General features: G+C 44.4%; 27 protein-coding genes. 9 read left to right on the top strand and 18 right to left on the bottom strand.

Annotated features, from left to right (window positions below; genetic code table 11):
* Positions 1 to 269 precede the first annotated feature (269 nt).
* The gene (locus tag M3193_RS02905; RefSeq protein WP_251624283.1) at positions 270 to 815 is read left to right on the top strand and encodes a cysteine hydrolase family protein; all 546 of its coding nucleotides are present in this window, start codon (positions 270 to 272) and stop codon (positions 813 to 815) included.
* Positions 816 to 927: 112 nt separating this feature from the next.
* Positions 928 to 1,182 carry a GlsB/YeaQ/YmgE family stress response membrane protein gene (locus M3193_RS02900; RefSeq protein WP_251624282.1) on the top strand — a complete coding sequence of 85 codons (255 nt, stop codon included), beginning with the start codon at positions 928 to 930 and terminating at the stop codon, positions 1,180 to 1,182.
* A gap of 48 nt (positions 1,183 to 1,230) precedes the next feature.
* Here the strand turns inward: M3193_RS02900 and M3193_RS02895 are convergent, their stop codons facing one another.
* The 3 genes from M3193_RS02895 to M3193_RS02885 all read right to left on the bottom strand — a co-directional run bounded on the left by M3193_RS02895 (position 1,231) and on the right by M3193_RS02885 (position 2,763).
* On the bottom strand, positions 1,231 to 1,890 hold the full coding sequence (locus M3193_RS02895) for a lytic transglycosylase domain-containing protein (RefSeq protein ID WP_251624281.1): 660 nt from the start codon (positions 1,888 to 1,890) through the stop codon (positions 1,231 to 1,233).
* Positions 1,891 to 1,917: 27 nt separating this feature from the next.
* Positions 1,918 to 2,517 carry an SCO family protein gene (locus tag M3193_RS02890; protein WP_251624280.1) on the bottom strand — a complete coding sequence of 200 codons (600 nt, stop codon included), beginning with the start codon at positions 2,515 to 2,517 and terminating at the stop codon, positions 1,918 to 1,920.
* Between the two features lie 108 nt (positions 2,518 to 2,625).
* On the bottom strand, positions 2,626 to 2,763 hold the full coding sequence (locus M3193_RS02885; protein WP_251627196.1) for a YvrJ family protein: 138 nt from the start codon (positions 2,761 to 2,763) through the stop codon (positions 2,626 to 2,628).
* Between the two features lie 85 nt (positions 2,764 to 2,848).
* Here M3193_RS02885 and M3193_RS02880 point away from each other — a divergent pair, with 85 nt between their 5' ends.
* Positions 2,849 to 3,259, top strand: coding sequence for a DUF2621 domain-containing protein (locus M3193_RS02880; protein ID WP_435372029.1), 411 nt, complete (start codon positions 2,849 to 2,851; stop codon positions 3,257 to 3,259).
* Positions 3,260 to 3,585: 326 nt separating this feature from the next.
* Here M3193_RS02880 and M3193_RS02875 read toward each other — a convergent pair whose 3' ends face one another.
* The 9 genes from M3193_RS02875 to M3193_RS02835 form a co-directional block, all read right to left on the bottom strand.
* On the bottom strand, positions 3,586 to 4,068 hold the full coding sequence (locus tag M3193_RS02875; protein ID WP_251627194.1) for a CcdC family protein: 483 nt from the start codon (positions 4,066 to 4,068) through the stop codon (positions 3,586 to 3,588).
* Between the two features lie 22 nt (positions 4,069 to 4,090).
* Positions 4,091 to 4,420 (bottom strand): thioredoxin family protein, encoded by a 330-nt coding sequence (locus M3193_RS02870; RefSeq protein WP_251627193.1) that lies wholly within the window; start codon positions 4,418 to 4,420, stop codon positions 4,091 to 4,093.
* Between the two features lie 64 nt (positions 4,421 to 4,484).
* Positions 4,485 to 5,195, bottom strand: a complete 711-nt coding sequence (locus M3193_RS02865; RefSeq protein WP_251624279.1) for a cytochrome c biogenesis CcdA family protein — start codon at positions 5,193 to 5,195, stop codon at positions 4,485 to 4,487.
* Between the two features lie 158 nt (positions 5,196 to 5,353).
* Positions 5,354 to 7,135, bottom strand: coding sequence for an ABC transporter ATP-binding protein (locus tag M3193_RS02860; protein WP_251627192.1), 1,782 nt, complete (start codon positions 7,133 to 7,135; stop codon positions 5,354 to 5,356).
* A 5-nt stretch (positions 7,136 to 7,140) separates the two neighbouring features.
* The gene (locus tag M3193_RS02855; RefSeq protein WP_251624278.1) at positions 7,141 to 8,895 is read right to left on the bottom strand and encodes an ABC transporter ATP-binding protein; all 1,755 of its coding nucleotides are present in this window, start codon (positions 8,893 to 8,895) and stop codon (positions 7,141 to 7,143) included.
* 74 nt (positions 8,896 to 8,969) lie between these two features.
* Positions 8,970 to 9,302, bottom strand: coding sequence for a YolD-like family protein (locus M3193_RS02850; protein ID WP_251624277.1), 333 nt, complete (start codon positions 9,300 to 9,302; stop codon positions 8,970 to 8,972).
* A gap of 18 nt (positions 9,303 to 9,320) precedes the next feature.
* Positions 9,321 to 10,574, bottom strand: a complete 1,254-nt coding sequence (locus M3193_RS02845) for a DinB/UmuC family translesion DNA polymerase (RefSeq protein WP_251624276.1) — start codon at positions 10,572 to 10,574, stop codon at positions 9,321 to 9,323.
* Between the two features lie 361 nt (positions 10,575 to 10,935).
* Positions 10,936 to 11,736 (bottom strand): DUF6612 family protein, encoded by an 801-nt coding sequence (locus M3193_RS02840; RefSeq protein WP_251624275.1) that lies wholly within the window; start codon positions 11,734 to 11,736, stop codon positions 10,936 to 10,938.
* Positions 11,737 to 12,007: 271 nt separating this feature from the next.
* Positions 12,008 to 13,111 (bottom strand): branched-chain amino acid aminotransferase, encoded by a 1,104-nt coding sequence (locus M3193_RS02835; RefSeq protein WP_251624274.1) that lies wholly within the window; start codon positions 13,109 to 13,111, stop codon positions 12,008 to 12,010.
* Positions 13,112 to 13,200: 89 nt separating this feature from the next.
* Here M3193_RS02835 and M3193_RS02830 point away from each other — a divergent pair, with 89 nt between their 5' ends.
* The 4 genes from M3193_RS02830 (at position 13,201) to M3193_RS02815 (ending at position 16,337) form a co-directional block, all read left to right on the top strand.
* Positions 13,201 to 13,740: a transcription repressor NadR gene (locus M3193_RS02830; RefSeq protein WP_251624273.1), complete on the top strand. Its 540-nt coding sequence runs from the start codon at positions 13,201 to 13,203 to the stop codon at positions 13,738 to 13,740.
* Between the two features lie 207 nt (positions 13,741 to 13,947).
* On the top strand, positions 13,948 to 15,399 hold the full coding sequence (locus M3193_RS02825) for a PQQ-dependent sugar dehydrogenase (RefSeq protein ID WP_251624272.1): 1,452 nt from the start codon (positions 13,948 to 13,950) through the stop codon (positions 15,397 to 15,399).
* Positions 15,400 to 15,560: 161 nt separating this feature from the next.
* On the top strand, positions 15,561 to 15,776 hold the full coding sequence (locus M3193_RS02820) for a hypothetical protein (RefSeq protein ID WP_251624271.1): 216 nt from the start codon (positions 15,561 to 15,563) through the stop codon (positions 15,774 to 15,776).
* 180 nt (positions 15,777 to 15,956) lie between these two features.
* Entirely contained in the window at positions 15,957 to 16,337 is a 381-nt protein-coding gene (locus M3193_RS02815; protein WP_251624270.1) for a YmaF family protein, read from the top strand.
* A 158-nt stretch (positions 16,338 to 16,495) separates the two neighbouring features.
* Here M3193_RS02815 and M3193_RS02810 read toward each other — a convergent pair whose 3' ends face one another.
* Positions 16,496 to 17,140 carry an HD domain-containing protein gene (locus M3193_RS02810; RefSeq protein ID WP_251624269.1) on the bottom strand — a complete coding sequence of 215 codons (645 nt, stop codon included), beginning with the start codon at positions 17,138 to 17,140 and terminating at the stop codon, positions 16,496 to 16,498.
* Positions 17,141 to 17,287: 147 nt separating this feature from the next.
* Between M3193_RS02810 and M3193_RS02805 the strand changes: the two genes are divergently transcribed.
* On the top strand, positions 17,288 to 17,491 hold the full coding sequence (locus M3193_RS02805; protein ID WP_251624268.1) for a cold-shock protein: 204 nt from the start codon (positions 17,288 to 17,290) through the stop codon (positions 17,489 to 17,491).
* Between the two features lie 52 nt (positions 17,492 to 17,543).
* Here the strand turns inward: M3193_RS02805 and M3193_RS02800 are convergent, their stop codons facing one another.
* Entirely contained in the window at positions 17,544 to 17,732 is a 189-nt protein-coding gene (locus M3193_RS02800; RefSeq protein ID WP_251624267.1) for a zinc-finger domain-containing protein, read from the bottom strand.
* Between the two features lie 79 nt (positions 17,733 to 17,811).
* On the opposite strand from M3193_RS02800, the gene M3193_RS02795 reads away from it, so the two are divergent.
* Positions 17,812 to 18,222 carry a ribonuclease HI family protein gene (locus M3193_RS02795; protein WP_251624266.1) on the top strand — a complete coding sequence of 137 codons (411 nt, stop codon included), beginning with the start codon at positions 17,812 to 17,814 and terminating at the stop codon, positions 18,220 to 18,222.
* Between the two features lie 36 nt (positions 18,223 to 18,258).
* Here the strand turns inward: M3193_RS02795 and M3193_RS02790 are convergent, their stop codons facing one another.
* The 4 genes from M3193_RS02790 to M3193_RS02775 form a co-directional block, all read right to left on the bottom strand.
* The gene (locus M3193_RS02790) at positions 18,259 to 18,861 is read right to left on the bottom strand and encodes a metallophosphoesterase family protein (RefSeq protein WP_251624265.1); all 603 of its coding nucleotides are present in this window, start codon (positions 18,859 to 18,861) and stop codon (positions 18,259 to 18,261) included.
* A gap of 17 nt (positions 18,862 to 18,878) precedes the next feature.
* Positions 18,879 to 19,706 carry a sulfurtransferase gene (locus M3193_RS02785; protein WP_251624264.1) on the bottom strand — a complete coding sequence of 276 codons (828 nt, stop codon included), beginning with the start codon at positions 19,704 to 19,706 and terminating at the stop codon, positions 18,879 to 18,881.
* A 1-nt stretch (position 19,707) separates the two neighbouring features.
* Positions 19,708 to 23,310, bottom strand: coding sequence for a dynamin family protein (locus M3193_RS02780; RefSeq protein ID WP_251624263.1), 3,603 nt, complete (start codon positions 23,308 to 23,310; stop codon positions 19,708 to 19,710).
* A gap of 166 nt (positions 23,311 to 23,476) precedes the next feature.
* The gene (locus M3193_RS02775) at positions 23,477 to 25,393 is read right to left on the bottom strand and encodes an ATP-dependent DNA helicase (protein WP_251624262.1); all 1,917 of its coding nucleotides are present in this window, start codon (positions 25,391 to 25,393) and stop codon (positions 23,477 to 23,479) included.
* Positions 25,394 to 25,403: the final 10 nt, after the last annotated feature.

Genomic DNA, 25,403 nt, shown 5'->3' with positions numbered 1-25,403 from the left:
TCCTTTATCTATTGAAAAGGTTTTGTGTAAGCGTTTCTCTACTCCATCATAGTACAGCTAGGTTCATAAGTAAAATACATAAAAATTATAGTCTTTCATAAGAAAATATGATGACCGTATGTACGAAGGCATAAAGAAACAGCTCACTGTCAAGTATATTCTGAAAAACTTATTCGCGCAAAGTTTTGAACTATAGAATAGAAATCTACTGAGTTTTTACTACATATATGGCATGATAGATAGGAAGATATGTAAAGGGAGTGGGATTGTTGAAAAAAGCATTGTTAGTAATCGATTACACTTATGATTTTGTTGCAGAAGATGGAGCATTGACATGTGGTCAGCCAGGCATTGATCTTGAAATGTATATCGTCGACTTGACAAAGAAGTTTTTGGATAAAGGTGATCTTGTCATCATGCCTGTCGATCTCCACGAAGAAAATGATCCGTATCATCCGGAATCAAAAATGTTTCCGCCGCACAATATAAAAGGTACCCCGGGGCGGAACCTATATGGCGCACTTCACGATGTATTTGAAGAAAACAAGAATCAGATTATCTGGATGGATAAAACACGTTTCAGCGCATTTACGGGAACCGAACTTGAATTGCAGCTTCGGGCACGCGGGATAACTGAATTGCATCTTGTCGGTGTTTGTACGGACATCTGCATTCTTCATACATCGGTCGATGCCTATAATCGGGGCTTTGATATCGTTATCCACGAAAGAGGCGTGGCGAGCTTCGATGCTGCTGGACACGAATGGGCACTACGGCATTTTGAAAAGACACTTGGGGCCACAGTAATCCGCTAATGTTGATGTTTTTTAGTGATTTTCTCTTCTGTAGATGTTTAAGGTATGGAAAAAACGGATATCTAAGTACTACATAAGCGATTATGAATCACTAAAAAAGGAGATGGATTAAATGAGCTTTATTTGGTTTCTAATTATTGGTGGAATTATCGGTTGGCTCGCAGGACTTATTTTAGGAAAAGATATTCCAGGTGGAGTCATCGGTAATATCATTGCCGGCATCATCGGTGCTTGGATTGGTGGTATGCTGCTTGGGTCATGGGGTCCTAAAGTTTCGGATTTCTATATCCTTCCTGCATTGCTCGGCGCAATCATCCTCGTGTTTATTGTGAGCTTGATCATGAAATCAATGCGCAGAGCTACCTAATGAAAAAATGAAAAAGAGCGTCAAGAGATTTTTCTCTTGACGCTCTTTTCATTTACTTTCCAGTCTTTGAGCTTCAAACTCATTGAAGAACCATAAGACGTCTTCTACATATTTATCACTATGATTGTAATGGAATACCGCCTTTTCAATCTCCCCATCTGCTGCCCCGCTTTTGGACAAATAATGTGCGGCGCTGAATATCGCATCTTCAATATCAAAAGGGTCAGCAATTCCATCCCCATTTGCATCGACTCCGTACCCGCCATACTTTTTAATGACAGCAGGATCCGTCTTGTCCTTATCAGGTATATTCCCTTTTCCAAGCCCTTCACAACCTGGATATCCCCAGCCTACGAAGGTGCAAGGCATGAACTGCATATGCCCTTCCGCACCGGCTGGAGATAACAAAGTATTCATCGTTGAGAATCTGGTTTCAATCCGATGGTGGGCGGCAAGTAGCGTCCAGGGAATGCCGTACTCCTCCGCAGCCGCTTTGTATATTGGAATATACTCTTCCGGTATGACCAATGCGGTATGCCGGTCCTGGAACTCAAGCAACGTGCTTGCAGATTTTTTTATGAGCTCGGGGTTTTGGATGCCTGTCCAAATAATAGCTGATATGGTGAAGGTGGTTACAGCAACAGGGATAAGCAAAACGATCATAAAAAACTTCGCTTTTATAGATATCCCCTTTTTTTTCTTCTTCACTGTACCACCCTTTCATTTCATTTCTAATTAGGATTTCGGTTTTTCTTTGATGAGCGCGGTCATATCTTTCACGATTTCCTCGTAAGGAACTTCTTCCGCACCACTGTAAGTCTTAACAGACACTCCGTCTTTATTGACTAAGCTGAATGCCGTTCCATGGACAACTTGGTCCTCTCCCGGCGCCTTGCTGACGAACGTCTTGAAAGAGCCGATCGCCAAGTTTTCAATCGTTTCCTGGCTATATCCGGTCAACATTTCCCATTTGCTTTGATCGACAGGCTCGAATGCATCCAAGTATTCTTGCAAAGCTTCAGGCGTATCATTTTTAGGGTCTATGCTGAAGGATACAATTTTATAATCTTCAATGCCTTCGTCATGCAGCATTTTCTGCAAATCCGTCATATTCGCCATCATCGGCAGGCAGACGGTCTCACAATTTGTAAAGACAAATTGGGCAATCCAGACAGTCCCCTTCAAATCGTCAAGGGATACTTTCTCATTATGTTGGTTCGTAAATTCAAACGGGTCAATCTTATAGTTATGATCCGCTTTGAACCCGCCCATTGAACATGCACTCACTACTAGCATAAGCATCATGATGGACAATAAAAATATTTTTTTGCGCATATACAGAACCCTCCACTTTCGTACTTACTTTATCATAGTGGATGCATACTTATCAAACAACCGCATGGGTTCATCGTTCTTGTCCAATCTTTGACGTTTCCGTGAAGTTCATTTCACATGTAATGAAACAAGCGCAGTGTGAATTGCTTTCAGTTTCGTTCCAAGACGGTGCAACAGGTAAAATGATACAAAGATCGGAAATCCGACCTGCTGTATGAGCACTAGCCAACCGTGGAAGGAAGAAATGATACTTTGTCCGTGTATTTTTTTGAAAAAGCTCTTATAATGGGGAGTAGAATGGAAGAGGTGAAGACTGTTGCAAGATTTTTTTATGTGGTTCATCATTTTTTGGTGTGTCGTCCTGGTCGGCCTTTTCGGAATCGGCGGCTTTTTCATGTTCCGCAAATTCCTGAAAGTGTTTCCGAAGGCGGATGGTAAATCGACGCTTGATTGGGAAGAGCATTATGTGAATGAATCCCTTCATCTCTGGAATGATGAAGCGAAAGAGTTATTGAATGAACTCGTCAGCCCCGTTCCGGAATTGTTCCGTGACGTCGCCAAGCAGAAGATCGGCTCTAAAATCGGTCAAATTGCGTTGGAAGACCGTGCGAAGACAATAAGCTTCGATCATATTATCCGCGGTTACATTATCGCTACTCCGAAACGCGATCATAAATTTTTACGCAGGAAATTGGACTCGATGGAAATTGATATTACACCTTACGAGCATTTATTTGATTAACAAAAGCGGAGGTGACCGCCTAGCCCCGACAAGCGTTGGAAGTTTTGAAAATAAGGCGTTCTTTGCCTTATGCTTCAAGACTGAAGCGACTCGAGGGGCTGGTCACCGGAGTCTAGACGTGAACCTAAAAAGGTGCTTCCCTGAAATTCAATGAAATTTGAATTTCTGTGGTAGCACCTTTTTATTATTTACTGCCTTCCAATATCGTTGCTTTCCTTTCAGCCACTCGCTTTCCGCGCGAGTCGAGTGCCTGCACTTCAAGCAAAATTTCCAAGTAAAATAAATTCAATTTCTAAGTATAAGCCGAACCAGAACCTCTAGTTTTTTTAAATGGTGTTTTTCAGTTTGTAATATTTCACCAACATCCCGATGCGCCATGGGACAATCATGCCGAATGCGAGTATCCAGAACATGCCGCCAAGCTCCCCTACGTCGATGGTGCTGCTTAAAATTAATTTCGCGACAAAACGTACAAGTAGCAGACCGAAGAGGATGATTAGGAAAGCTCGCGACTTTTTGACATAAAGCTTTTCATTCTTCACTTCAAAATTCGTTGTTTTGATCAACACAATCGAAAATAGCATTCCGACAATAACCGATTCGAAGACTTGAAGCAAGGGCACCCTGAATTCTTCAAATAAAAACATAAGCGCCCCTGTCGACATGAACAGCGGCGGCAAGATGATTTTTTTAGGTGAAACCGGTCTTTTTGCCGCTTTCGTACGCACAATGAACGCCATCGTTCCCATAAATAAGAATAACAGCGTTGAGCCGACGATCAAATACACAGAAGGGATTTCATTGAATATGTACTCAATAATTTCATGAAGTTTAAGCATGGCCCTCCCCCCACTCCAGCAACTCATCCAAACGGTATTTCAGCTGCTCCATCGGAACGAACCTGGCAAATCTGGCAGTTTCCTTTCCTTCATGGAACAGGAGAACAACAGGTGCAGTGAATAGGGCGAGCTGTCCCGCCATTTCAGGGACTTGTGCAGCATTCACTCTATAAAAAGGAAATGGATAATCCTCTTCCAGTTCGGCCACTTGCGGATAAAGCCCTTCACAGACGGAGCAGTGATTCGTTTTTACAAACACGACAAGCCGAGGCTCGCTCGCAATTATGTCGAGCCATTGTTTAAAAGATCCGATCTCTTTCATCGGCAGTTCCTCCACTTCAAAAATCAATTACGCCTCCAAGCAAGATGCTCGGAGGCTATACTTGTTAAAATCCTTGGAAATCCCCGAATATCGGGCTTAGTAGGCTTGTCAGGAAAACAATGCCGTCAAAGAACAGCAATAGTCCGAAGGCAATCATAATATAACCGCCGACTTTCATTATCAGGTTGCTGTTTCTTCGGATCCAGCCGAGTCGAGTAATAAAGAACGACAAGACGAAAAACGGAATCGCAAAACCGAGTACATACATCATCATGTATAGCATGCTGGAACCGGGATTTGCGGCTGCCAGTCCGATGATGGCTCCGATGATCGGTCCCATGCACGGTTGCCATCCCGCAGAAAAAGCGAGCCCAATCAATGCTGTCCCTAAATAACCGGCCGGACGGTTTTTGAATTGCAGACGATGCTCTTGCATTAAAAATTTCGGTGTAAATAATCCGATGACCATTAGGCCGAATAATACGATGAAAATGGCACCGATTTGTCTAAGCAAATCCTTGTACTGGATGAAGAAGTTGCCGACGAAGGATGTGCTGAACCCTAAAAAGACGAATACGACTGAAAATCCGATTAAGAAGAACAGCGTATGGAGCATGCCATTCCGGTTCATCCGTTTTGAATCCGATTTCAGCTCTTCAAGCGACATGCCGGTAATATAAGATATGAATGCCGGATACAATGGCAGGACACAAGGCGAAATGAAACTGAGAAACCCAGCTCCAAATGCTAGAAATATATTTAAATCAGTTGCCATCATTCTCTCCCCTTCATTATTCTTCTCCCATCGTATCAAATCCCATGCCGAAATTCGCCTATTTTAACTGTGAACTCTTTTTGAACAAAGAAAAGCGTAGCGTGTGTAAATAAAATAACGGTTCGCCTTCACAAGAGATGCGTTGGCGAACCGGTTTGTTACATCGCGTCTTCCATGAGACCGTTTTGTAATTGATACATCATAAAGTAGAGCCCTTTTTGTGCTAACAGCTGCTGGTGGTTGCCACGTTCGACAATTTCGCCTTGGTGGAGGACGAGGATCAGTTCTGCATCCTGGATTGTGCTCAATCGATGGGCAATGGCAATTGTCGTACGTCCTCTCCTCATTTTTTCCAAGCTTGCCTGGATGGCAACTTCCGTTTCCGTGTCGATATTCGCGGTCGCTTCATCTAACACGAGTATTTTCGGGTTCGTTGCAATCGTCCGTGCGAATGCCACAAGTTGACGCTGTCCGCTCGAGAAAGTGGATCCCCGCTCTGTCACTTTCTGTGAATATTTATCAGGCAGCTTCTCAATGAATTCATTCGCTTGGACAAATTCAGCAGCTGCACGGACTTCCTCTGATGACATCCCCTCATTATGAAGACGGATATTGCTTTCGATATCGCCATAAAACAAGAATGGATCTTGTAGAACTAATCCGATTTTCTTCCGCAGTTCCGACTTCGGCAAGTCTTTTAAGGAGACGCCGTCAATGAGGATTTCCCCCTGCCCATATTCATAGAACCTCATAAGCAAGTTGATGATTGAACTCTTTCCGCTTCCCGTATGACCGACCAATGCCACCGTTTCACCGGCATTCGCTGTGAACGAGATGTTTTTCAGCACATCGTTTTTGCCATCATAGGAAAACGTCACATTTCGGAATTCGATTGTCCCTTCTTGGATTTCCTTATGCTCTGTTTCCTGTTGCGCAGGCTCCATATCCGGGTCGTCCATCAACTTGAATACGCGTGACGCCGAAACGAGCGCTTGTTGGAAAATGGACAACCGCTGCATCACTTGCTGGACCGGTTGGAAGAGACGGCCGATCAGTGTCGTGAATGCATAGATGATCCCCACTTCGACTGCACTGTCCAATGACATGAATCCAAAATAGCCAAGGACGGCAACAATTGCGAAGGCATAGAGCAAGTCGATGAACGGCCCTAATAGCACACTATCGAATTTGATGTTCCGCATGCCTGCACGATAATGCCCTTCGTTAATATCATCAAACTCCTTAGACAATCGTTCCTCCTGCCGGAATGCCTGGATCATGCCCATCCCGGATAACGATTCGGCAATTTTGGCATTCAATTGACTCAATCTCTCCCTGATGTCCTGATAGAAATCAGCGCTGTATCGACGGTAGACGAAGATGATCGCAAAGAACAATGGCAAGAGAATCATGGAAGCAAACGATAGTTTCACGTCAAGTGAAAAGAGAGCAATGTAAACACCGATAATGACGAAGATCGCTTGCAAGAACGTGACGACGACGCTGACGAACATTTCTTTGATGGATTCTGTGTCGTTCGTCACACGTGACACGATGCTTCCTGCCGGTGTCCTGTCAAAATAACGCATACCTAGCCCTTGGACTTTCGAGAATACATCGATCCTCATTTGTTGAATGATCTTCAACGCAATGTCCTGAAAGCGGAGCAGTTGAAAATACGATACAACGACAATGAAGATCTGCAGCCCGATATAAACGAGTGCGAGCGTCATCACTTCATTCTTCGGAAAGTTGAGCGGTGTCAAATAATCATCGATAAATGATTGGATGATGAGCGGGCCGACAATGCTTCCTGTTATCGTTAAGATAAGGAAGAACAATGCGACCGAGATGCTTACCTTATGTGGAATTGCATAGCGCATCAACCGCTTGAAGACGATCCATTGGTCCTTTGCCGTCAATTTAGGCTGTTTTTCCATCTGCATTATTCTTCCCCTCCTTGCTCGACAAGCACTTCCAATTGCTGCAGGTCATACATTTCTTTATATCTTCCATCCATGGCAATCAATTCTTCATGCGTACCTGCTTCGACAATCGTTCCCTCATGCATGACGATAATTTTATGAGCATGCTGGATGGCGCTTAATCGGTGGGACGTAATGACTGTCGTCTCGCCTGTGCGTGTCCGCTTCAGCGACTCAAGGATTGCTTCTTCGGTTTTGGCATCGACTGCCGATAACGAGTCGTCCAAAATGAGCAATTCGGGTTGCATGATCAGTGCGCGCGCAATGGATACCCGTTGCTTCTGGCCTCCGGACAAAGAAACCCCGCGTTCTCCAACGATCGTTTCATAGCCTTCTGCGAATCCTTCAATATCATCGTGGATATGGGCGAGCCTCGCCGCCTCATAAATCTTCTCCCGATCGATTTTCGGATTCGTGAACGCAATATTCTCCGCAATCGTCGTCGAGAACAGGAAATGATCCTGCGGCACGTATCCGATAGACTCCCGCAAACGCTGCTGTTTGTATTGATTGATCGGATGCCCGCCATAAACGATGCTTCCTTTATAACCTTCAAATTCTCTCAGCAATAATTTCAGGATTGCCGTTTTTCCGGAGCCGGTTTTCCCGACAATGCCGAGTGTCTCTCCTCGTTTCAAAGTGAAGTGGACATTGTGGAGCGCAGGCGTTTCATCATCCGGGAATTTAAATTCATTGATGTCGAAGTGGAGATCCCCCTCCGGACGGCGATCGATTGCTCCTGTGACATCTTTAATATCCGGAGCGATGGACAATAGTTCCGTAATACGGCTGTACGATGCATTCCCACGTTCCACGATATTGAACAGGAATCCGAAAGCGAGCATTGGCCATACAAGCAGTCCGAGGTATGTACTGAATGCCACCATGTCACCGATGGACATATCCCCTGCAACGATGAATTTTGTTCCGAAGTAGAAAGATAGAATATAGGATACCGCAAAGATGCCGGTGATTGTCGGATCGAAAAGCGCATCCACTTTTGCCACCCGCATATTTTTAGCGACGACATCCGTCGATAGATCTGTAAAATCTTCGATGTCTTCCTTTTGTTGACCGAATGTTTTGATTACTTTTATGCCAGAAATGCTTTCCTGCGTCTTATCGTTCAGATTAGAGAACGCCTCTTGCGCAAATCGGAAACGTTTGCGCAGCAATCTCCCATAATAGCTTGTCAGGAAAATCATGAATGGAAATGGAATAAGTGCAATGACTGTCAATTTCCAGTTGATGGTCAACGCCATCGTCAAAATGACGAAACCGCCAGTGGAAATGGAGTCGACGAGCGTCAAAATTCCCATTCCTGCCGTCTGCTGAACGGCGTTGATGTCATTTGTCGCATGGGCCATCAAGTCCCCGACCCTTCTCTTTTGATAAAAGGAAGGCGACATCCTCGTAAAATGATTGAATAATTTCTCCCGCATCGTCCGCGACAATAGAACTGCGGAGCCGAAGATCATGACGCGCCAATAATAGCGGGACACGTACATGAGAATTCCGGCTATGGCCAAAATGATAAGCCACTTCGTCAGCTCGGAAGCTGTCAATGTGGCTTCCGTAATGTCATCGACGATCAAGCCGATGATTTTCGGAGGAAGCAATTGCAATAAGGAGACGAACACAAGCGCTGCGACGCCAAGTCCATATTGTTTCTTCCGTTGTTTGAAAAACCAGCCAAGTTGCAGTAAGACTTTCAAAGTAATCCCCCTTTTTCTCTATCTTTGAATAGTCTATCAAAAGTCTGAACAATAGAAAAGGTGCGAAACTTAAATTATTCGGTTTCTGAAATACTTTCGAGGTGGATAAAGGAGATTCGGTGTGTTTCACTGTTGTCGGAAATGAGGTGCAGTGTTCCGTCCAGCATGTTGATTTTTTGGATATAGCCTCTGCTCTCAACTACTTTTTCATTGTCCCAATAACGGATGGATAGCTGCAAATTTCTTTCTGCCGCTTCGTGGATCTGGTAGTTCCATTGTTCGAGTTGCTGTTCGTCGGGCTGTTGCCTCAATTGATGTTCATCTTCTTTTTGCCATTCCCGCAGCTGTTCGATATGTTCGGGCAGCATCATCGCCGTCCATTTGATACGTCCTCGGTCACGGATCATTCGATCATCTCCTTTGATTTACTTATAATGCCCGCCGATAAGTTTGGAACGGTGGACGGCGGTTCCTGCGTCTGTGTAGGAGACCGCGCGGAGGACAGCTGTGGAGCCGTATTTTTTGCGCAGTAAATCCATCGCTTCTGCAAGCTGACGGTTGCGCCATTTGTGTTGGTCGAAAAGGCTGAGCTGCATGGCGTATTCGTTTTCGAGATTTGCCAGACTGATGGCGATGCGGCGCACGGGACGGCCGTCATGGAACTCATCGAGCAGCTTCGTGCAAAGACGGTAGATCGCCATCGTATCGTTCGTCGCTTCATGCATCGAACGGGAACGGCCGAATCCCCCTCCGAGTGAATTCTTCGAATAGCCAATTGACAAGTGGACTGTGCGCCCCGCCTTACCCGCTACTCTTGCGCGTAACGCGACATCTTCACACATTTCCAGGATGACGGCGAGGATATCTTCCCGCTTCGTGTAATCGCGGAACAAAATTTGTCCCTTTCCGTAGCTGATCTGCCCTTCGACAAGCGGTGCTCCGAGATCGGACAAGTCGATGCCATGCGCATGGTGATACAATTGATTGCCCATGACACCGAATTTCGTTTCAAGCCGTTCAAGGGGCGTACGGGCTAAGTCGCCTACCGAGAAGATCCCCATATTGTTCAGCGTCCTTTCAAGCTGGCTGCCGATTCCCCACATCCGGCTGAGCGGTGCGACCGGCCATAGTCTCTTCGGTACATCTTCATACGTCCAGCGGGCAAAGCCAGTTTTTTTTGCATCCAAATCAAGTGCTAGCTTCGACATAAGCATATTCGGTCCCATTCCGCAGGCGGATCGGAGCTGGTATTGGCTGACAAGTTCATCTTGGATTCTTTTGACGGTTTCTTCAGGGTCGCCCCATAGCCGCTCCGTCCCTCCTAAGTCAATGAAGCTTTCGTCGACGGAATAGACATGGATCGCCTCTTTCGGCACATATCGGTTCAAATTTTTGGCGATTTCCATTGAAACATCGATGTAAAACTGCATTTTGGGCTCGATCAGCCGTATGGATGGGTCATCGGGGATTTCATAGAGCCGCATTCCGGTCTGCACGCCGAACTCCTTCTTCAATGCAGGCGAAGCAGCCAGAACAATTCCACCCTTCCGTTCTTTATTGCCAATGATGGCGATCGGCGTATCCATGACATCGAGTCCTTCGATTGCAGCCGCACAACTGGCATAGAAGCTTCGCATATCCAGGCATACAATTTTCCGGTCCGGCAAATCTTCGTACATCGCGCATCCCTCCAAAAAGAACACTAGTTCTATTCAGTATACCCAGAACAGACGTTCATATTCAATGGTCCTTATTGCCAATTGGCAAAAATGGAAAGTGAATGTGCTGCGGAATAGCACATAAGTCCTGCGTTCTAAAAAAGATTCTTCTCGTTACTTTAGATGGTTGTGGGCTTTTATATGTGTAGAGGTAAAAGTTCCAAAGTTTTATGGACGGGCAAATGAAAAACAGGGGATTTGTATTTTTGATTTATGTGAATAATAGTCTTAAAGCACATCTATATTTGGCCATAATAAAACACCCCGGAAGTTAGAGTCAAACTAACTTCCGGGGTGTGCATCAAATGGATGCATCCCCGTTTTATTCGGCTACCAAATCACTGACTTCCTTTGGCAACTTAAAATCTTCGATGTCATTGAAATAGCTGTAAGTAGCATTCAGCTTCTGGCGGGACCGATAGGAGTTCCCGTCACTGAAAGTCCTCATATCCGAGGACACTTTAAAGCTTGTCACATAAGTAGTTTTTTTGTTGAATGTGATGACCAATTCCATTTTATCGATAATTGTGAAACCGTCTTCACTTGGTCCGACGTCCGGGAAAAGTTTCTTGAACCGTTTGAATCCATCGCGGTCCAACGTCAATTTCAGTGCATAGTCGTACTCGATCGGCTCCAGAACAAATTCGTCCTCGAACTCTTTGAACTTGGACAAGTCAAGGATCGGATACGTTTCGGATACTAGTGTGCCAAACAGTTCTTCGACCGAACCGGACGGCAGTTCTTCCCATTCGCCTTTGCGGTCGTCAGTTACAACCAGTCGATCTCCCACTTGGTACAGATCCATATTCCATGCTTTCGCGCCACGCGGCAGGGCTTTTGAATGTAAATGCACCTTAGCCGGATCAAGGAAGGCTTCGACTTGTATATCGAAATTTATGCCGGCTCTTTCAGGTTTTTCAAGATCGCCGTCATAAACAGCTACTGCATAATCGTCAAACACAATATGAGAACGAACAGCTTTCAATGAGTTGTCCATCGCTTCCTGGGATTTATCCAATAAATCTCCGGCTGTCATTTTCTTTTGGGCAGTCCCTGAACTGCTGCAAGCAGCTAATAGAAGAACAAGCGATCCGACAGCAAGGGCACTGATAAGTTTTTTCACATGTAAACTTCCTCTCTACAAAACCTACGTTCATTTTACCGGAAGATGCGCACTTCATCAATCCATTGGACGGACATTCCGCTAGAGAAGTTGCACTTTAGTAAATTTGAAATGATCATTAATTCTCCTTAGAACGCCAAATGTCTGTAAGGGTTCTCATTTTCATCTTACGGATCGTCACGTCTGTAATTCGCAAAGCCGATTCACCTTCCTGCGTACCGATAAATGCTTAAAAGACACCCTGCCGTCACCGGCAGGATGCCTGCATTAATTACTTATGACTTGGTGTGACTGCTGTATCAACGTCCACTGTCATCCGCCATCCGAACGGGTCTTCCGCTTTTCCGGTCTGGATGCCCGTCATCGTGTCATAGACTCTTTGTGCCAATTCGCCGATCTCTCCGTTATTGATGGTGATTTTCTTTTCGTTCCAATAAAGCTCACCGATCGGAGAGATGACCGCTGCAGTTCCTGTGCCGAACGCTTCTTCCAAGGTTCCCGACTGAAATGCTTCGTAAAGCTCCTCCATGGAAATTTTACGTTCGACAATAGGGACGTCCCAATGCTGGAGCAATTCAATAACGGATTTCCGTGTAATTCCTTCCAAAATGCTTCCATTGAGCTCGGGTGTAACGACTTCTCCGTTCAATTTGAAGAAGACGTTCATCGCACCGACTTCCTCGATGTATCGGTGTTCCTTCCCATCGAGCCAAAGAACTTGCGAATAGCCCCTCGCTTCCGCCACTTCTTGCGCTTTCATCGCGCCGGCATAGTTGCCTGCCGTTTTTGCACTGCCTGTCCCGCCCGTTACCGCACGGACGAATTCGGATTCGACCGCAATCTTAACGGGATTGATGCCTTCCTTATAGTAGGCGCCGACTGGGGAAAGAATAATCATGAAGCGGTATGTTTTCGATGGAGCGACACCTAAATACGGTTGCGTCGCAAAGATGAATGGCCGGATATAAAGAGACGTCCCTTCAATGTTCGGGATCCAGTCTTTATCGACTTGGATCAGTTTCCGAAGGCCGGTGAGAGCGAGCTCTTCGTCGAATTCCGGAATGCAAAGCCTTTCATTCGAACGGTTCAATCTCTTCATATTCTCTTCGGGTCTGAAAAGAAGCACTTCCTCATCATCCGTCACATACGCCTTCAATCCTTCGAACACTGTCTGACCGTAGTGGAATACCATTGCCGCAGGGTCAAGCATGATCGGCTCATATGGAACAATTTTCGAATCATGCCAGCCTAGCTCTTCCGTATAATCCATCGTAAACATATGGTCGGTGAAAACAGTACCGAAGGAAAGCTGATCAAACGCCGGTTTCGTTTTCGGATGTAAGGTCTCTTCAACTTTGATTACTGAATTGGTCATCGTAAATCCCCCTTTTGCTATGTATTTTTTCATTATACACGAAACTGTGGCAACGGATATGGTAAAATGGTTGAAATGGAGGGATGACATTGAATGGGACTGAGAAAATGCCCGGGGATGAACGCCGGCAATTGATTTTGGAAACTCTGCAGAAAGCGGACAATCCGATGACAGGAAAAGAGCTTGGTGAACTGTCAAATGTCAGCCGCCAAGTCATCGTCGGGGATATTACATTATTAAAAGCGAAGAACGAGCCGATCCTTGCGACGAGTCAAGGGTACATATACATGCATGCGTCTGCCGGACCGGAAAAAATCGAGAAGGTGCTCGTCTGCCACCACACTCCTGAGCAGACAGAGGAAGAGTTAAATATCCTTGTCGATCACGGGCTAACTGTGAAAGACGTAAAAGTTGAGCACCCTGTCTATGGTGACTTAAGTGCTTCCATCATGGTGGCAAATCGGCTTGAAGTGAAGGAATTTATAAAGCGAGTCAACGAAGCCAATGCGATTTACCTTTCAAATCTGGCTGAGGGAGGCATCCACCTCCATACCGTCATTGCAGATGAACAGCATCAAATCGATAATGCCGAAATCGCATTGAAAAAAGCGGGTATTCTCGTCGAATGACGAATATTAATTCGGAAGTAAGTTTCATATTAAAACCTTTACACAACAAGGTTTACCGTTCCTACATCATCTTTCTACAGATGATGTTTTTCGTTTTTCGCATAAAAAATGGTGCGATACTCTGCCAGATGCGCTGCCTTTAATTTGGACTAATAGAACAATCCTAATCATATTCTATAGAAAACAATCAGAGGAGTGTAAAGTTAGTTGAGAAAAGTTAAGGTTAGTTTACGGCCGATAGTTAGTAGGGTGAATTTACCAACTGTTTTAAAAACAGCTATACTTCCGGGCGACACAATTGAAAGGCTATTTATTGCAACCCAGTTAGGAGAAATCTATTACATAGGAAACGGAGATATAAGAACTTTTTTAGATATTCGTCCGCGAATCTTAAAACTAGGCGCGGCTGGTGGTGGTTATGATGAACGGGGATTGCTGGGTCTGGCGTTTCACCCTAATTTCTATTACAATGGTCTGTTTTATCTTCATTATTCAGTAGCTGGAACACAAGGTCCGGGCGCCCTGCCTCAGTCAGAAGCTGCAAGACCCGCTCGTAATGCTCTTCCTGAATTTTTCAATCCTAATCCGTGTGACCCTAGCACCTTAAACCTAAGGTGGATAAATAGAGAAATGCAATATGATCATATTGATACAGTTGAAGAATGGATTATACAACCAAATGGTCAACCTCAAAAACGGCGGACGTTACTTAATTTAAGAAGACCATTTTTTAATCATAATGGTGTCAACAGCTTAAACTTTTCACCTGAAACAGGAAAACTTGTGTTAACAACCGGAGATGGTGGATCAGGCTATGATCCATTTAACTTAAGTCAGAACGATATGGAAATAGCGGGTAAAGTAATTGAAGTTGATGTAGATAGGAATACATTTATTGAAAATCCCCCCGTAGTTACACGTTTTAATGAACTTCCCGCAACTATTCAGGAAACACTTACGGTAATTGCTAAAGGAGTTCGAAATATACCAGGCATTTCATATCAAAGGTTTTATAATCAATATATCAAGTATGTGGGAAACGTCGGACAGGATTTAGTAGAGTCAATTTTTTCATTCGTTCAATATAAACCAATACCGGTTACTCAGATCATTCAAGCTTCTTTACTAAAATCTCAACCTGACCAGGAAGGATTTATTAACTTTGGCTGGCGTGGGTGGGAAGGTGCTTTTCCTACTTCGATAATAAGGGGCTGCTCTGCAAATCCGACTTTGGATGAAAAAACAATTGCTTATTACAATGATGCAGTAGAGACCTCATTCAAGCGTCTTCTGCCTTTAACTAGTTATTTTCATCAAGATCCCCGACCCGATAAGTTTGGAGGAACTGCGCTTACAGGAGTGCAAGCCTACATGGGGAATGGAATACCCGATTTAACGGGAAGCGTTGTGTTTACCGATATCGCCCGGGATGAGGGATCTCAACCGGGTAGAGGAGTTTTAGCTTATACCAAAGTAAGAACAGATGGTAAACTAAATGATTTTAGTGTTATACAAACTGATTATAATTTTGGGTCTCAATCAGCTCATTATGTTAGTTTAGGAACAAATATGAATCAAACCAAGCTTTATTTAGGGGTTTATGGCTCTATGAATGTGACTGACTACAACAAAGGAATCATCTTTGAAATTGTTCCATGATCTGTAACTCTACTCTTTACTCAATACTAGATGTGTCGCATTCTCATATGATATTGAAATATAAACGAAAAGTGACCGAGAGTATCTGAAAAACACTGTCGGTCCTTGTATTTAGAAAGTAGGCATCTTATCTATTAATAGCCGTAAGGACGGTTGTATGGTTGGTTGTAGTATGGATAGTATGGATAGTATGGATAGCGAGAGTATGGTGGGTATGGTGGGTAGAATGGATAGAAGGGGTAAATCGGGAAAAATGGGTATTGAAAACGTGGGCGACGTCTTCTGCGACGTCTTCCATAACTGTCGTATTCATAGTCATCATCATCGTATCTATCGCGATCGAAATCAAATCGTGTCAATATATCTCCTCCTTTTGATGTCAGTTTAGGTTATGTAATGTAAGGGATGACAGTCTGTGCATTCGCCTATATTTAACATTGCTAAACCTCTATTAGTGCAATAAATCTCTTATAAACCTCCTTATCAATATACCTTTATAAAAACCCTTTCTACCTCACCATACATATAGTATGAAAAAGGGAAAAGGAGTTATATTTTTGGAAATACCGATTTCTGGATTCATGTATCATTCAGATGATTCTGACCCTACGCATTCCCATCATCTTTTTATTACTCAATGGGATGGAAGCCCCGTACCTGCGCATGTCCACGAATTTAGAGGTGTCACTTCTTTCGATGTAGGACATAATCACAGATATGCCGGAACTACTGAACCAGCCCCAAGTGGTGTACCACACACTCATAGATACTTTACTTTTACATCAGTCGATGATCGACATCGACATGAGATTTATGGAGTTACTGGTCTAGCTATTCCCCTACCTAACGGCGGTCATTATCATGAATTTAGTGGTTTTACTACTGTAAATGGTGCTAATCCCCATAGACACAGTTATAGTGGAAGAACAAGTTTATAATGGCGTTTTCTGACTCGTAATTTATATGAAAAATTAATAAAACAACTTAAAACTCATTATCAAAAAAACCCCTTGGACCTCCAAGGGGTTTTACACTTCAATTCACCTATTCATTTGAAAAATAATCGTTAATTAAACCACGAGACCATTATTGCAGCTCATTTGCCGTTTCCATCAAAACCGGTTTCCGCCTTCAATTGTTCTAAGAAATCAAGCATGAATTCATGACGTTCTTCCGCAAGACGCTTCCCTTCCGCGGTCACCATCAAATCTTTCAATAAAAGCAGTTTTTCATAAAAATGCGTCACAGAAGCCGTATCTTTTGATCGGTATTCATCCTCTGACATTTCAGTTCTTGCAATTTCATCCGCGTCGTATAACTTCCTTCCTCTCGCTCCTCCGAAAGCGAAAGTCCGAGCAATTCCGATTGCACCGATTGCATCAAGCCTGTCCGCATCCCTGACAATCGCGCCTTCAATCGAAATGATTTCTTCTTCGTTGCCTCCATTAAATGAAACGCTTCTGATCGTATCAAGAACCTTCGTCGTCAATTCATCAGCCGCCCGAGCGGATCGTAACAGCTCCATTGGAGTAACATTACCGTTCTCTCTATATTTAGGATCATCGATGTCATGCAGCAGGACAGCAAGTCTTACAACCGACAGATCTGCTTCAGGGAACGTCAGTGCAATCTCCTCAGCATTTTTCATAACCCGTAAAATATGATCATAATCATGACTGGCATCGAACTGTTCATAAATATCGATTACCTGCTCCGTTACGTTTCGAACTATGGCTTCCATAGCAACCACCCTTTTCTTTTATTCATTTAAAAATCAATTCGACTGAAAATTTAGTCGCGTCATTGACGTTAATTGTCGATTCATGTATAGTAAATGCATCCATGTTAATAATGGGGAAGACATTGAAATGCCGAGGGAGGAATAAGCATGTACCAAGGTAAAGTAAAATGGTTCAGCAATGAAAAAGGCTATGGTTTCATTGAAGCGGATAACGGTGAAGACGTATTTGTCCACTATACTGGCATTATGTCAGAAGGATTCAAGACATTGGATGAAGGCCAGACCGTATCCTTCGAAATCGTGGAAGGTAACCGCGGACCTCAAGCGGCAAATGTCTTGACTATAACATGAATAATGAATGAGTATATGTACAATATCCCGCCTAGAAAATCCAGGCGGGATATTATTTTGTCAATTTATTCATTTCATTCCCTAAAAATTGAAGTTGTTCCCCAATTGTGCACGTTTGAATGCAAAACTGATGCGCCCCTGTCTTTCCGATGTCTTTCGCCTGTTGCCTTTTGACAAAACATCCTGCACAATACGTATCAAGCACTTCATTGATTTCATTCATGACTGTCAGTTTATCCATAGCAGCCTCCCGGTAAAGTCGTTCATTTATTTTAATATGCTTTTCAGCAGGTTGCAACAAAGAAAAGGAGAGATGAAGCATGATCGAATTGTACGTTGATGGCGCCAGTGCCGGAAATCCAGGCAAGAGCGGCATCGGAATATACATCAAAGGTGAAGGAAAGATTGTCAAACTGTCTGAACCGATCGAGCCGACTAACAATCATACAGCAGAGTTCATAGCTCTTCTTCGCGGAATGGAGGAAGCCGCAAAACTGACAACGGGAATCGTCTCGGCACGCTCTGATTCAAAAGCTGTCGTCTCGGCTGTGGAAAATGAGTTTGTGAAAAATGAATTACATAAGGATTATTTGAATAAGATCCTATCCATTGCCAAAACGTTCGATTACTTTTTCATTAAATGGATATCGGATACCGAAAATCGCGCCGCGGACGCACTTGCCCGAGAAGCGATCCATAAACAAGGGAAAAAGGACGGGGAAGAAACATAATGAGAATCATTCCCCGTCCAGCAATTGCGCTATTCCCTACTTCGCTTTCATAAATGTAACGGTGTCCTGCACGTGGTCGTAAAGCACCCATTCCTTATCGGAAACGACTGCACCGACATTGACGAGGGTTTGGCCGTCCTTCACCTCATATGGATGATCGAAAAGGATGACTTCTTCCTCAGTTCCATTTCGCAGCAATCGTGAACGGTGACTATGGCCATAGAACGTAAGGTTTTTCGACACTTCCGCTTCTACTAACGACCACGGTTCACCGCCCCACTTCCATTGATGGCCGTGGATCACTTCCGCCTCGCCAAGTTCAATTCTTTCAGGCATTGCCGAGAGTATTCCGAGCATAGGATCATCCGTTTTGGTAATGAACAGAATCCGTTCTTCCTGATTCCCTATCACCGAAGGAAATGTGAGGAGCTCAACAAAACCTTCAGGTAAAAGCATCACTTCTTCAAGGTTATCAAACGTGCGTTCATTCACATAGCGCTTGCTGATCATACATTCGAACAGATCACCAGTGCCGATCAAAACAGCTTCAGGTGCCCGTTCTTTAATATGGGAGAGGACGTCCGTTAAATCCTTTTTTGAGGAATGGACATCCCCTATAATTGCATATTGCATCTTCATGGTGCCACCGCCTTCGTTTACCCCTTTTCTACTTCAACGACTTCCCTTGAAATCCAGTCGCTATAACTTCCGACATACAACTTGACGTTTTCATAGCCGTTTTGTTTCATCATCGCAAATAACGGAGCGGCAGTTACACCGCTTCCGCAGTATACGACGATTTCTTCATCACGCTTCACGATTTGGGTTAGCTGCTCACCGACATCATCACTCAAGTCAAATGAACCGTCTCTTTTCAACTGCTCCCAGTTGAAATTCAATGCCCCGGGAATATGGCCGGCGATCGGATCGATCGGTTCGACTTCCCCCCGATATCGTTCTGCGGAACGTGCATCTACCAGCACATTGCCGGTTTTCCCTTCGACCGTCTTTTCGACGAATTCACGGGTTGCGAATATCGTTTCATCCCAGACAGGAACGACATTGGAAGGTTCAGGCACATCCGCATCAGCAGTATTCGATACAGGGACTCCCAGAGCGGCTAATTCCTCGAAGCCTTCCAGTAAAATGAAGGAATTTTTGAATCCCCCGTATTGGAGAATCCACCAAGCTCTTGCCGCAAAAGGGCTGCCGCCATCATCGTAAATGAGGATACGGTCATCCAACTCAAGACCGCTCTTCCTGAATAACGACGTTAACGTATCTTTGTCAGGCAAGGGATGCCTTCCTGCTTTCTCATCCATATCGGAGAGGTCATTCTCTAAATCCCAATACTGTGCCCCTTTAATATGCCCCTCTTTGAATTTTTTTCTCCCCGATCCGCCATCTTGCAATGAAAAACGGGCATCTATCCATTTTACATCGTGGACGTCCACTGCTTTGATCGACTTGAATACTTCACTCATTTCAACCCAGCCCCTTCAATTGAATTTTCTTATGGATTGCGCTCCATTCTTCCAATTGCTCTGTGTCTTGTAAGAGAGATCGTTCAGATTCGATCTGCTTAAGGCTCTGGTTCAGTAAATGAAGCCTCAGCCCTTCCGCCTCCGCGTCGATCCACTGTTCCGCCCAAATATCGATCCGTTCTTTTTCCTTGCCTAAATAGATAGAGGCATCTTCTTTTAACCGTTCTTCCAGTTGGTTTTTCAAAACGAGTCGTTCGCCTCTTTCAAAAAATGACTTCTGGTTTTTAAATGAGCGGTTTACATCTTTATAGATGGCCGGATTTTCGAATGGTGCGGCGAACGACAACATTTCGGCCTCTTCCGCTTCATACGGTGAAGGGGAAATGGAACTGTCTTTATCGCCAAGGTACCGCATTTCGGAACGTTCCCGCTCTTTCAATAATTTCTTCATGAAATTCAGCATACGTAAATTGGTCACTTTCAATTCCTGTGTCAAATCGAAACCAACCATGTGTACTGTTTCGGAAAGCGCCATCGTTAGTGCCTTTTCCGCCGTATGATTGGCGAATGTTGAAGGACTATAGCCTTCCCTGAAGAAGTCTCCAAAACGAAGAAATACCCGCTGCAAAATATAATAAACCAATTCATTCAATTCATTGCGGGAAGCTTTACGGAATACTTCTGCAAACCCGTGTGCATAATGTGCACGAACTTCCTGTTCAAAGCGATCGAGCTCCACTAAGCGCTCTGCCTTGCGAGATCTGTTCGCTTTCGCCCGTTCAATCAATATCGCAAGCCTGTTGACGGCTTTAGCAGCCTCTTCTTCCAATGCCTGAACGGCAAGCCCTTTTAAATCATCCTTCAGGAAATGGGCGAAGTGCTGTTCAAAAACCTCCATGGAACTATCCGAACGACCATCAAGCTTCGCTTCCAACGCCTGCAGGCTGGAAATGCCGTGCACCCGTGGGTGACGGATTCCGAAGGCGGACAGTTCCTGTTCAACGAACGAAAGGACGGTCTTCGCCTCCTCCTCATCGTTTGCCAAATCGATTGCATTGACGATGAAGAACATCTTATCCAATTCAAATGCATCTTTCACGCGACCGAGTTGGATGAGAAATTCACGGTCAGCTCGCGCAAAAGCATGATTATAATAAGTGATGAAAAGAATTGCGTCAGCATTCCTTATATATTCAAACGCGACGTCAGTATGCCTTGCATTGATGGAGTCTGCTCCTGGTGTATCGACGAGTGTGATTCCTTGCCTTGTCAATGGACAATCGACATACAAATCGATTGAGTCGACAAAGCAGCTCCTCTCCTCCTCCGCGACGAATCGGGTGAATTCGGTTTCATCGACATTCATGACAGTCCCAAGTATATCTTTATATACCGGGTAGCCCGTTTGAAATGCCCGGATGAACGTCTTGTGGATGTGCAGGCTTTCGTTTTCCAGCTCTTTTCCTAAGACGTCGCCGGCTTTTTGGAACGCTTCTTCCAATGTTGAGACAGGCATTCCGAGCGCTTCGAAGGAAAATGCTACATCTTCGGTCATTTGGTTCTTCGTTTTTAAACGAACATCCGCTGTCCGATCCTCTTTCCCGACAGCAATCGGTCTGATGCGGTTAATCGCGGCTGTTGTCGGGTTAGGAGAGACCGGCAACACGCGGTCGCCGATCAACGCATTGGAAAAGGAAGATTTCCCGGCACTGAACGCACCGAATAAAGCGACAGTGAACTCCTGATTGGAAAGTCGATCCGCTTTATTTCGCAAATAATCTGCCGTCTCCGAAAATCCGGGTATATCCATTACCGACTGGGCGATATGAAGGGCTTGATTAATGACACTCTCCGCGTCAGGACTTGAATGAACTTCAACTGTACTTGCTTGGCTCTGCGCAACAGATCCGGTTTCCGTCACGTTGGCCGCCGCTGTTTCCAATTCATTGAGTTCAATCGTTTCAAAGTCCGGCCTCTTCTCCCACTTCTTGAGCAAGGAATCGCCTGAAGCTAGCAGTGTTGCAGTCGGGGCTGCTAGACTGGCGGTGAATTCGGACTGGTTATGTTCGATTTCGTTCACTTGTGCAATGGCTGCAAGTTTTCGCTCAAGCGTTTGGATTATTTGAAGGAGCGATTCCAATTGTTCATTGCCTGCAGATGCCGCAATTGCGGACATTTCTTGTTTCCAGTCTTCTGTCCGTCTACGGAAAACCTGCTGGATGGCAGTCTTCATCTGCTCCGCCAGATTCAGTACAGTATCTCCGGTAACAACATCGGAAACATTCAAAGAAGTGTCAATCTCTTCGAAAGGCACCGACATATCCATTTCGTCAATCTCAATGGACCGCTCATCGGTCATCAGCCCTGCATCTTTTAGCGTCTTTTTCATAAGTGCTTTCAAATGCACTTCAATCTGCGTATGTATCAGCTTTGATAAGTTGGAGGCTAAGGCATCCTTTCTCCTTGCTCTTTCCTCTGCTGTCTTTTTAGCACCGAATAATAAACCTACCTTGAATCGAGGGGATTTCGACTCCAAATAATCCTTCAATAGCTCCCGTGTTTCAAAAGGGCTGATCGATGCGTTCCGAAGTAATTCATTCCGCTCCCTTTCAAAAGTGGCGTACAACTCATCCCCGGACAGAAGGGAAGCACGTTTCCTCAAACCACCCAATTCCGCCGATAGCTCTTCGTACTCATTCCACTCTTCATCGGAAACGGTTTCAGCGTAAGCGGCTTTGCACTCGAATTTCTCGTCTTCCAGAAATTCAAGGTGCTCTTCTTTCAGTTTCAATAGCGATTGTTCGGCGTTTGCCAAGAAATGATCTTTCCAGTTACCAATCGATCCTTCCACAATGCGTTTGACCTTTTCAAAATCATTGAAAGGAAGATTATCGGATTTCAGGGATGTATAGAAGATCCCTTTCGGCTCCACGCCCCATAGTATGAATGAATCTTCAACAGACTTTTTGAAGTCCTCGAAAGGCAATTCACTTTCCCGATGCTTGTCAATTTGGTTAATAATTAGATAGACATTGGTGTTATACCGCAATAATTCTTTTGTAAACTTGAAATTCAGTTCCGACTGGACATGATTGTAGTCCATGGTATAGAAAACGAGATCAGCTAGATGGAGTGCCGATTCTGTCGATAACCGATGGGCGTCATCTGTCGAGTCAACTCCTGGCGTATCCATTACTGTTATCGCTTCTGGTAACTTGGATCCGGGATGCCCTATTTCAATGAGAGAAATTTCCGCTCCGTCCTTACTGAACGACTTGATCGCATCAAAGAAACGGTGGCCTTTGTATTTAACGAGCGAGCCGTCCGTCCGATGGATGATGGCGAATTCTTCATCGGCCTTCTTCACTTTGACAATATTGGCGCTCGTCGGGATTGGACTGGTCGGCAAAAAATCCTCACCTGTCAAGGCGTTGATCATGGAAGATTTTCCCGCCGAGAAATGGCCTGCGAATCCGATGACAAACTCTTCATCCATTACTTTCCGGGCCAAGGATGCTGCTTTTTGTACTCGTTCCTCGTCGTGATTTTTGGTGAATAAATGACCGTAAATAGCTGTCTGTACTAAGATTTTATTAGTAAACATAATATCCGATCCTTCCTAACATTCTCTTTCTACTATACCATTTTACTTTAATCGATTGCCGTAGATTGAGTATTTGAATTTCAATCATAATCCTTATAAGTCTTCAGGTATAGGAAAAGCTGTCTATATCGAACATCCTCGATAAGACAGCTTTCCTTCTTGTTCCTTATTTCTTAACGAATGTCTGGAGCTCCACCGGAAAAGCTCCGGCAATCAGTTCTTTCATTTCCTGTTCTTGATGTTCCATCAGGATATGCACTGTTCCGGAATCCTCCGATGTCCGGATGAGGCGTCCTGCACCTTGCCTTAAACGAAGAAGCATGAATGGCAGATCCACTTCTGCAAACGGATTTTCAGCATGCTTCCTGCGTGCATCAAAGAGAGGGTCGTGAGGAGGAAACGGCAGGTCGTAAATAATGACCCGGGTAAGGGCATCTTGCGGAATATCAAGGCCTTCCCATAAATGATGCGAACAAAGTACAGAGATTTCCTTCTGCTGGAAGTCCCGGATGATAGACGATAATTCCCGTTCCCCTTCGAAAGCAATTCCGGTTCTTTGTTCTTCGGTCAATTCGGTTTGGAATTTTTTCATCGATTGTTCCGATTTGAACAGCAATAAAGTTTGCTGACCATCCTTCAACAAATCCATCACATATTCAGGCTTTTCTCCTGCGTCCATATCAGCTGCAATAACTTCCATCTTCTCCTCATAGTCGAAAGGAGATTCCACTGAAAATGAAAGGAAATCATCGATGCCAAGACTATCCAATATATACCTGAAATCCTGTCCGACGGAGAGCGTCGCGGATGAAAAGATGATTGGAATATTGGAGGAAAATAGCTTTTCTTTCAATATATCTGTGACAAGCCGCGGCATGATGATGAGCGTCATCCCATTTTCATTCTGTTCCAACCAGTCGACCGCATCATTTTCAGAGACGAATAATTCCATAGAGTAAATATATTGCTCCAAATATTCTTCGACCATCTTCAAATCATATTCCGGAATGATATATAACTCACCTTCAAAGACGAACTCTTCCAACAACGCCGTTGAAATGGAGATCGCTTCTCTGCCGGCTGAGTGAATTTCCCCAGTTTTTCGGATCGCTTTCCGTTCATCCCCGTTCTTTTTTGTCGCGGACTGCAAAAGCCGGAAGAAATGTTCATGGACATCAATTAACCGTTCCATCAATTGCAATGTCTCTTCCCGTACCCCGTCAACCATGACCCGTTCCAACAGATTGAGTAACGTATGATTTTGAACTTCGTATGTTAGTGCGCGTTGAGCGGAATATTCAAGTAGATGTCCTTCATCGAAAACAATCATCGAGACATCAGGCAATAATGGCATTTGGCCTTGACGCTTTCTCGATTCCTGTGTCCAAATATGCTCCATATAGAAATCATGCGAGCAAATGATCAAATCCGCCGCTTCCCGGTAATGATTCCGGTGGATTGTCTGTCCGCAGCGGTTCCGGATATCACATGCAGCACATTGTTGGATAGGATGGAAATTCATCGTTTTCCATTGGTCATCGTTCAAATGAGGATATTCGGATCGCTCCCCATATGGGAATATTGATTGCAAAGAAGCATTGCCGTTGACGAAATCCGGCAATCCGCTGTGCACAATCTCCGCAAAATCCTCCGTCGATGCGTCTACCGCTTCATCCAATCTCTTTAGACATAAATATTGATCCCTGGCTTTTGCAAGACGGACGTCAATATCGATTTGCAACGCTTGGCTTAGTTTGCGGATATCCCCCTCTTCTTTTACAAGCTGATCAATCAATGTTTCATCTGCGCAGGAAATTAGAGCGGGTTTGCCTGTATATCTTGCATAAGCGATAGCCGGCAATAAATAGGCGATCGTCTTCCCCGTTCCGACACCAGCTTCCGCAAGAAGGACTTTTTTCTCTTTCAGCGCTTGTTCAATTTGAAATGCCATATAGATTTGTTCATCTCTGCATTCGAATCCCTTTTCGGTCAAATCATCATACAATGTATCGCCAATCCAGTCATTCAAGGATTCATAGAATGATTTTTCTCTTGTTAATGAAAATGGCATTTTTCTATTCATTTGCGCTCCC

Source organism: Sporosarcina luteola (assembly GCF_023715585.1).
Classification (GTDB): domain Bacteria; phylum Bacillota; class Bacilli; order Bacillales_A; family Planococcaceae; genus Sporosarcina; species Sporosarcina luteola_D.
This window is presented reverse-complemented; position numbering and strand designations above follow the sequence as displayed.

Coding starts and splice junctions, on each gene's coding strand:
- M3193_RS02900 (WP_251624282.1), top strand. CDS start 928: ATGAGCTTTATTTGGTTTCTAATTATTGGTGGAATTATCGGTTGGCTC.
- M3193_RS02890 (WP_251624280.1), bottom strand. CDS start 2,517: ATGCGCAAAAAAATATTTTTATTGTCCATCATGATGCTTATGCTAGTA.
- M3193_RS02880 (WP_435372029.1), top strand. CDS start 2,849: ATGTGGTTCATCATTTTTTGGTGTGTCGTCCTGGTCGGCCTTTTCGGA.
- M3193_RS02870 (WP_251627193.1), bottom strand. CDS start 4,420: ATGAAAGAGATCGGATCTTTTAAACAATGGCTCGACATAATTGCGAGC.
- M3193_RS02865 (WP_251624279.1), bottom strand. CDS start 5,195: ATGGCAACTGATTTAAATATATTTCTAGCATTTGGAGCTGGGTTTCTC.
- M3193_RS02860 (WP_251627192.1), bottom strand. CDS start 7,135: ATGGAAAAACAGCCTAAATTGACGGCAAAGGACCAATGGATCGTCTTC.
- M3193_RS02850 (WP_251624277.1), bottom strand. CDS start 9,302: ATGATCCGTGACCGAGGACGTATCAAATGGACGGCGATGATGCTGCCC.
- M3193_RS02845 (WP_251624276.1), bottom strand. CDS start 10,574: ATGTACGAAGATTTGCCGGACCGGAAAATTGTATGCCTGGATATGCGA.
- M3193_RS02835 (WP_251624274.1), bottom strand. CDS start 13,111: ATGACCAATTCAGTAATCAAAGTTGAAGAGACCTTACATCCGAAAACG.
- M3193_RS02810 (WP_251624269.1), bottom strand. CDS start 17,140: ATGGAAGCCATAGTTCGAAACGTAACGGAGCAGGTAATCGATATTTAT.
- M3193_RS02805 (WP_251624268.1), top strand. CDS start 17,288: ATGTACCAAGGTAAAGTAAAATGGTTCAGCAATGAAAAAGGCTATGGT.
- M3193_RS02800 (WP_251624267.1), bottom strand. CDS start 17,732: ATGGATAAACTGACAGTCATGAATGAAATCAATGAAGTGCTTGATACG.
- M3193_RS02795 (WP_251624266.1), top strand. CDS start 17,812: ATGATCGAATTGTACGTTGATGGCGCCAGTGCCGGAAATCCAGGCAAG.
- M3193_RS02790 (WP_251624265.1), bottom strand. CDS start 18,861: ATGAAGATGCAATATGCAATTATAGGGGATGTCCATTCCTCAAAAAAG.
- M3193_RS02785 (WP_251624264.1), bottom strand. CDS start 19,706: ATGAGTGAAGTATTCAAGTCGATCAAAGCAGTGGACGTCCACGATGTA.
- M3193_RS02780 (WP_251624263.1), bottom strand. CDS start 23,310: ATGTTTACTAATAAAATCTTAGTACAGACAGCTATTTACGGTCATTTA.
- M3193_RS02775 (WP_251624262.1), bottom strand. CDS start 25,393: ATGAATAGAAAAATGCCATTTTCATTAACAAGAGAAAAATCATTCTAT.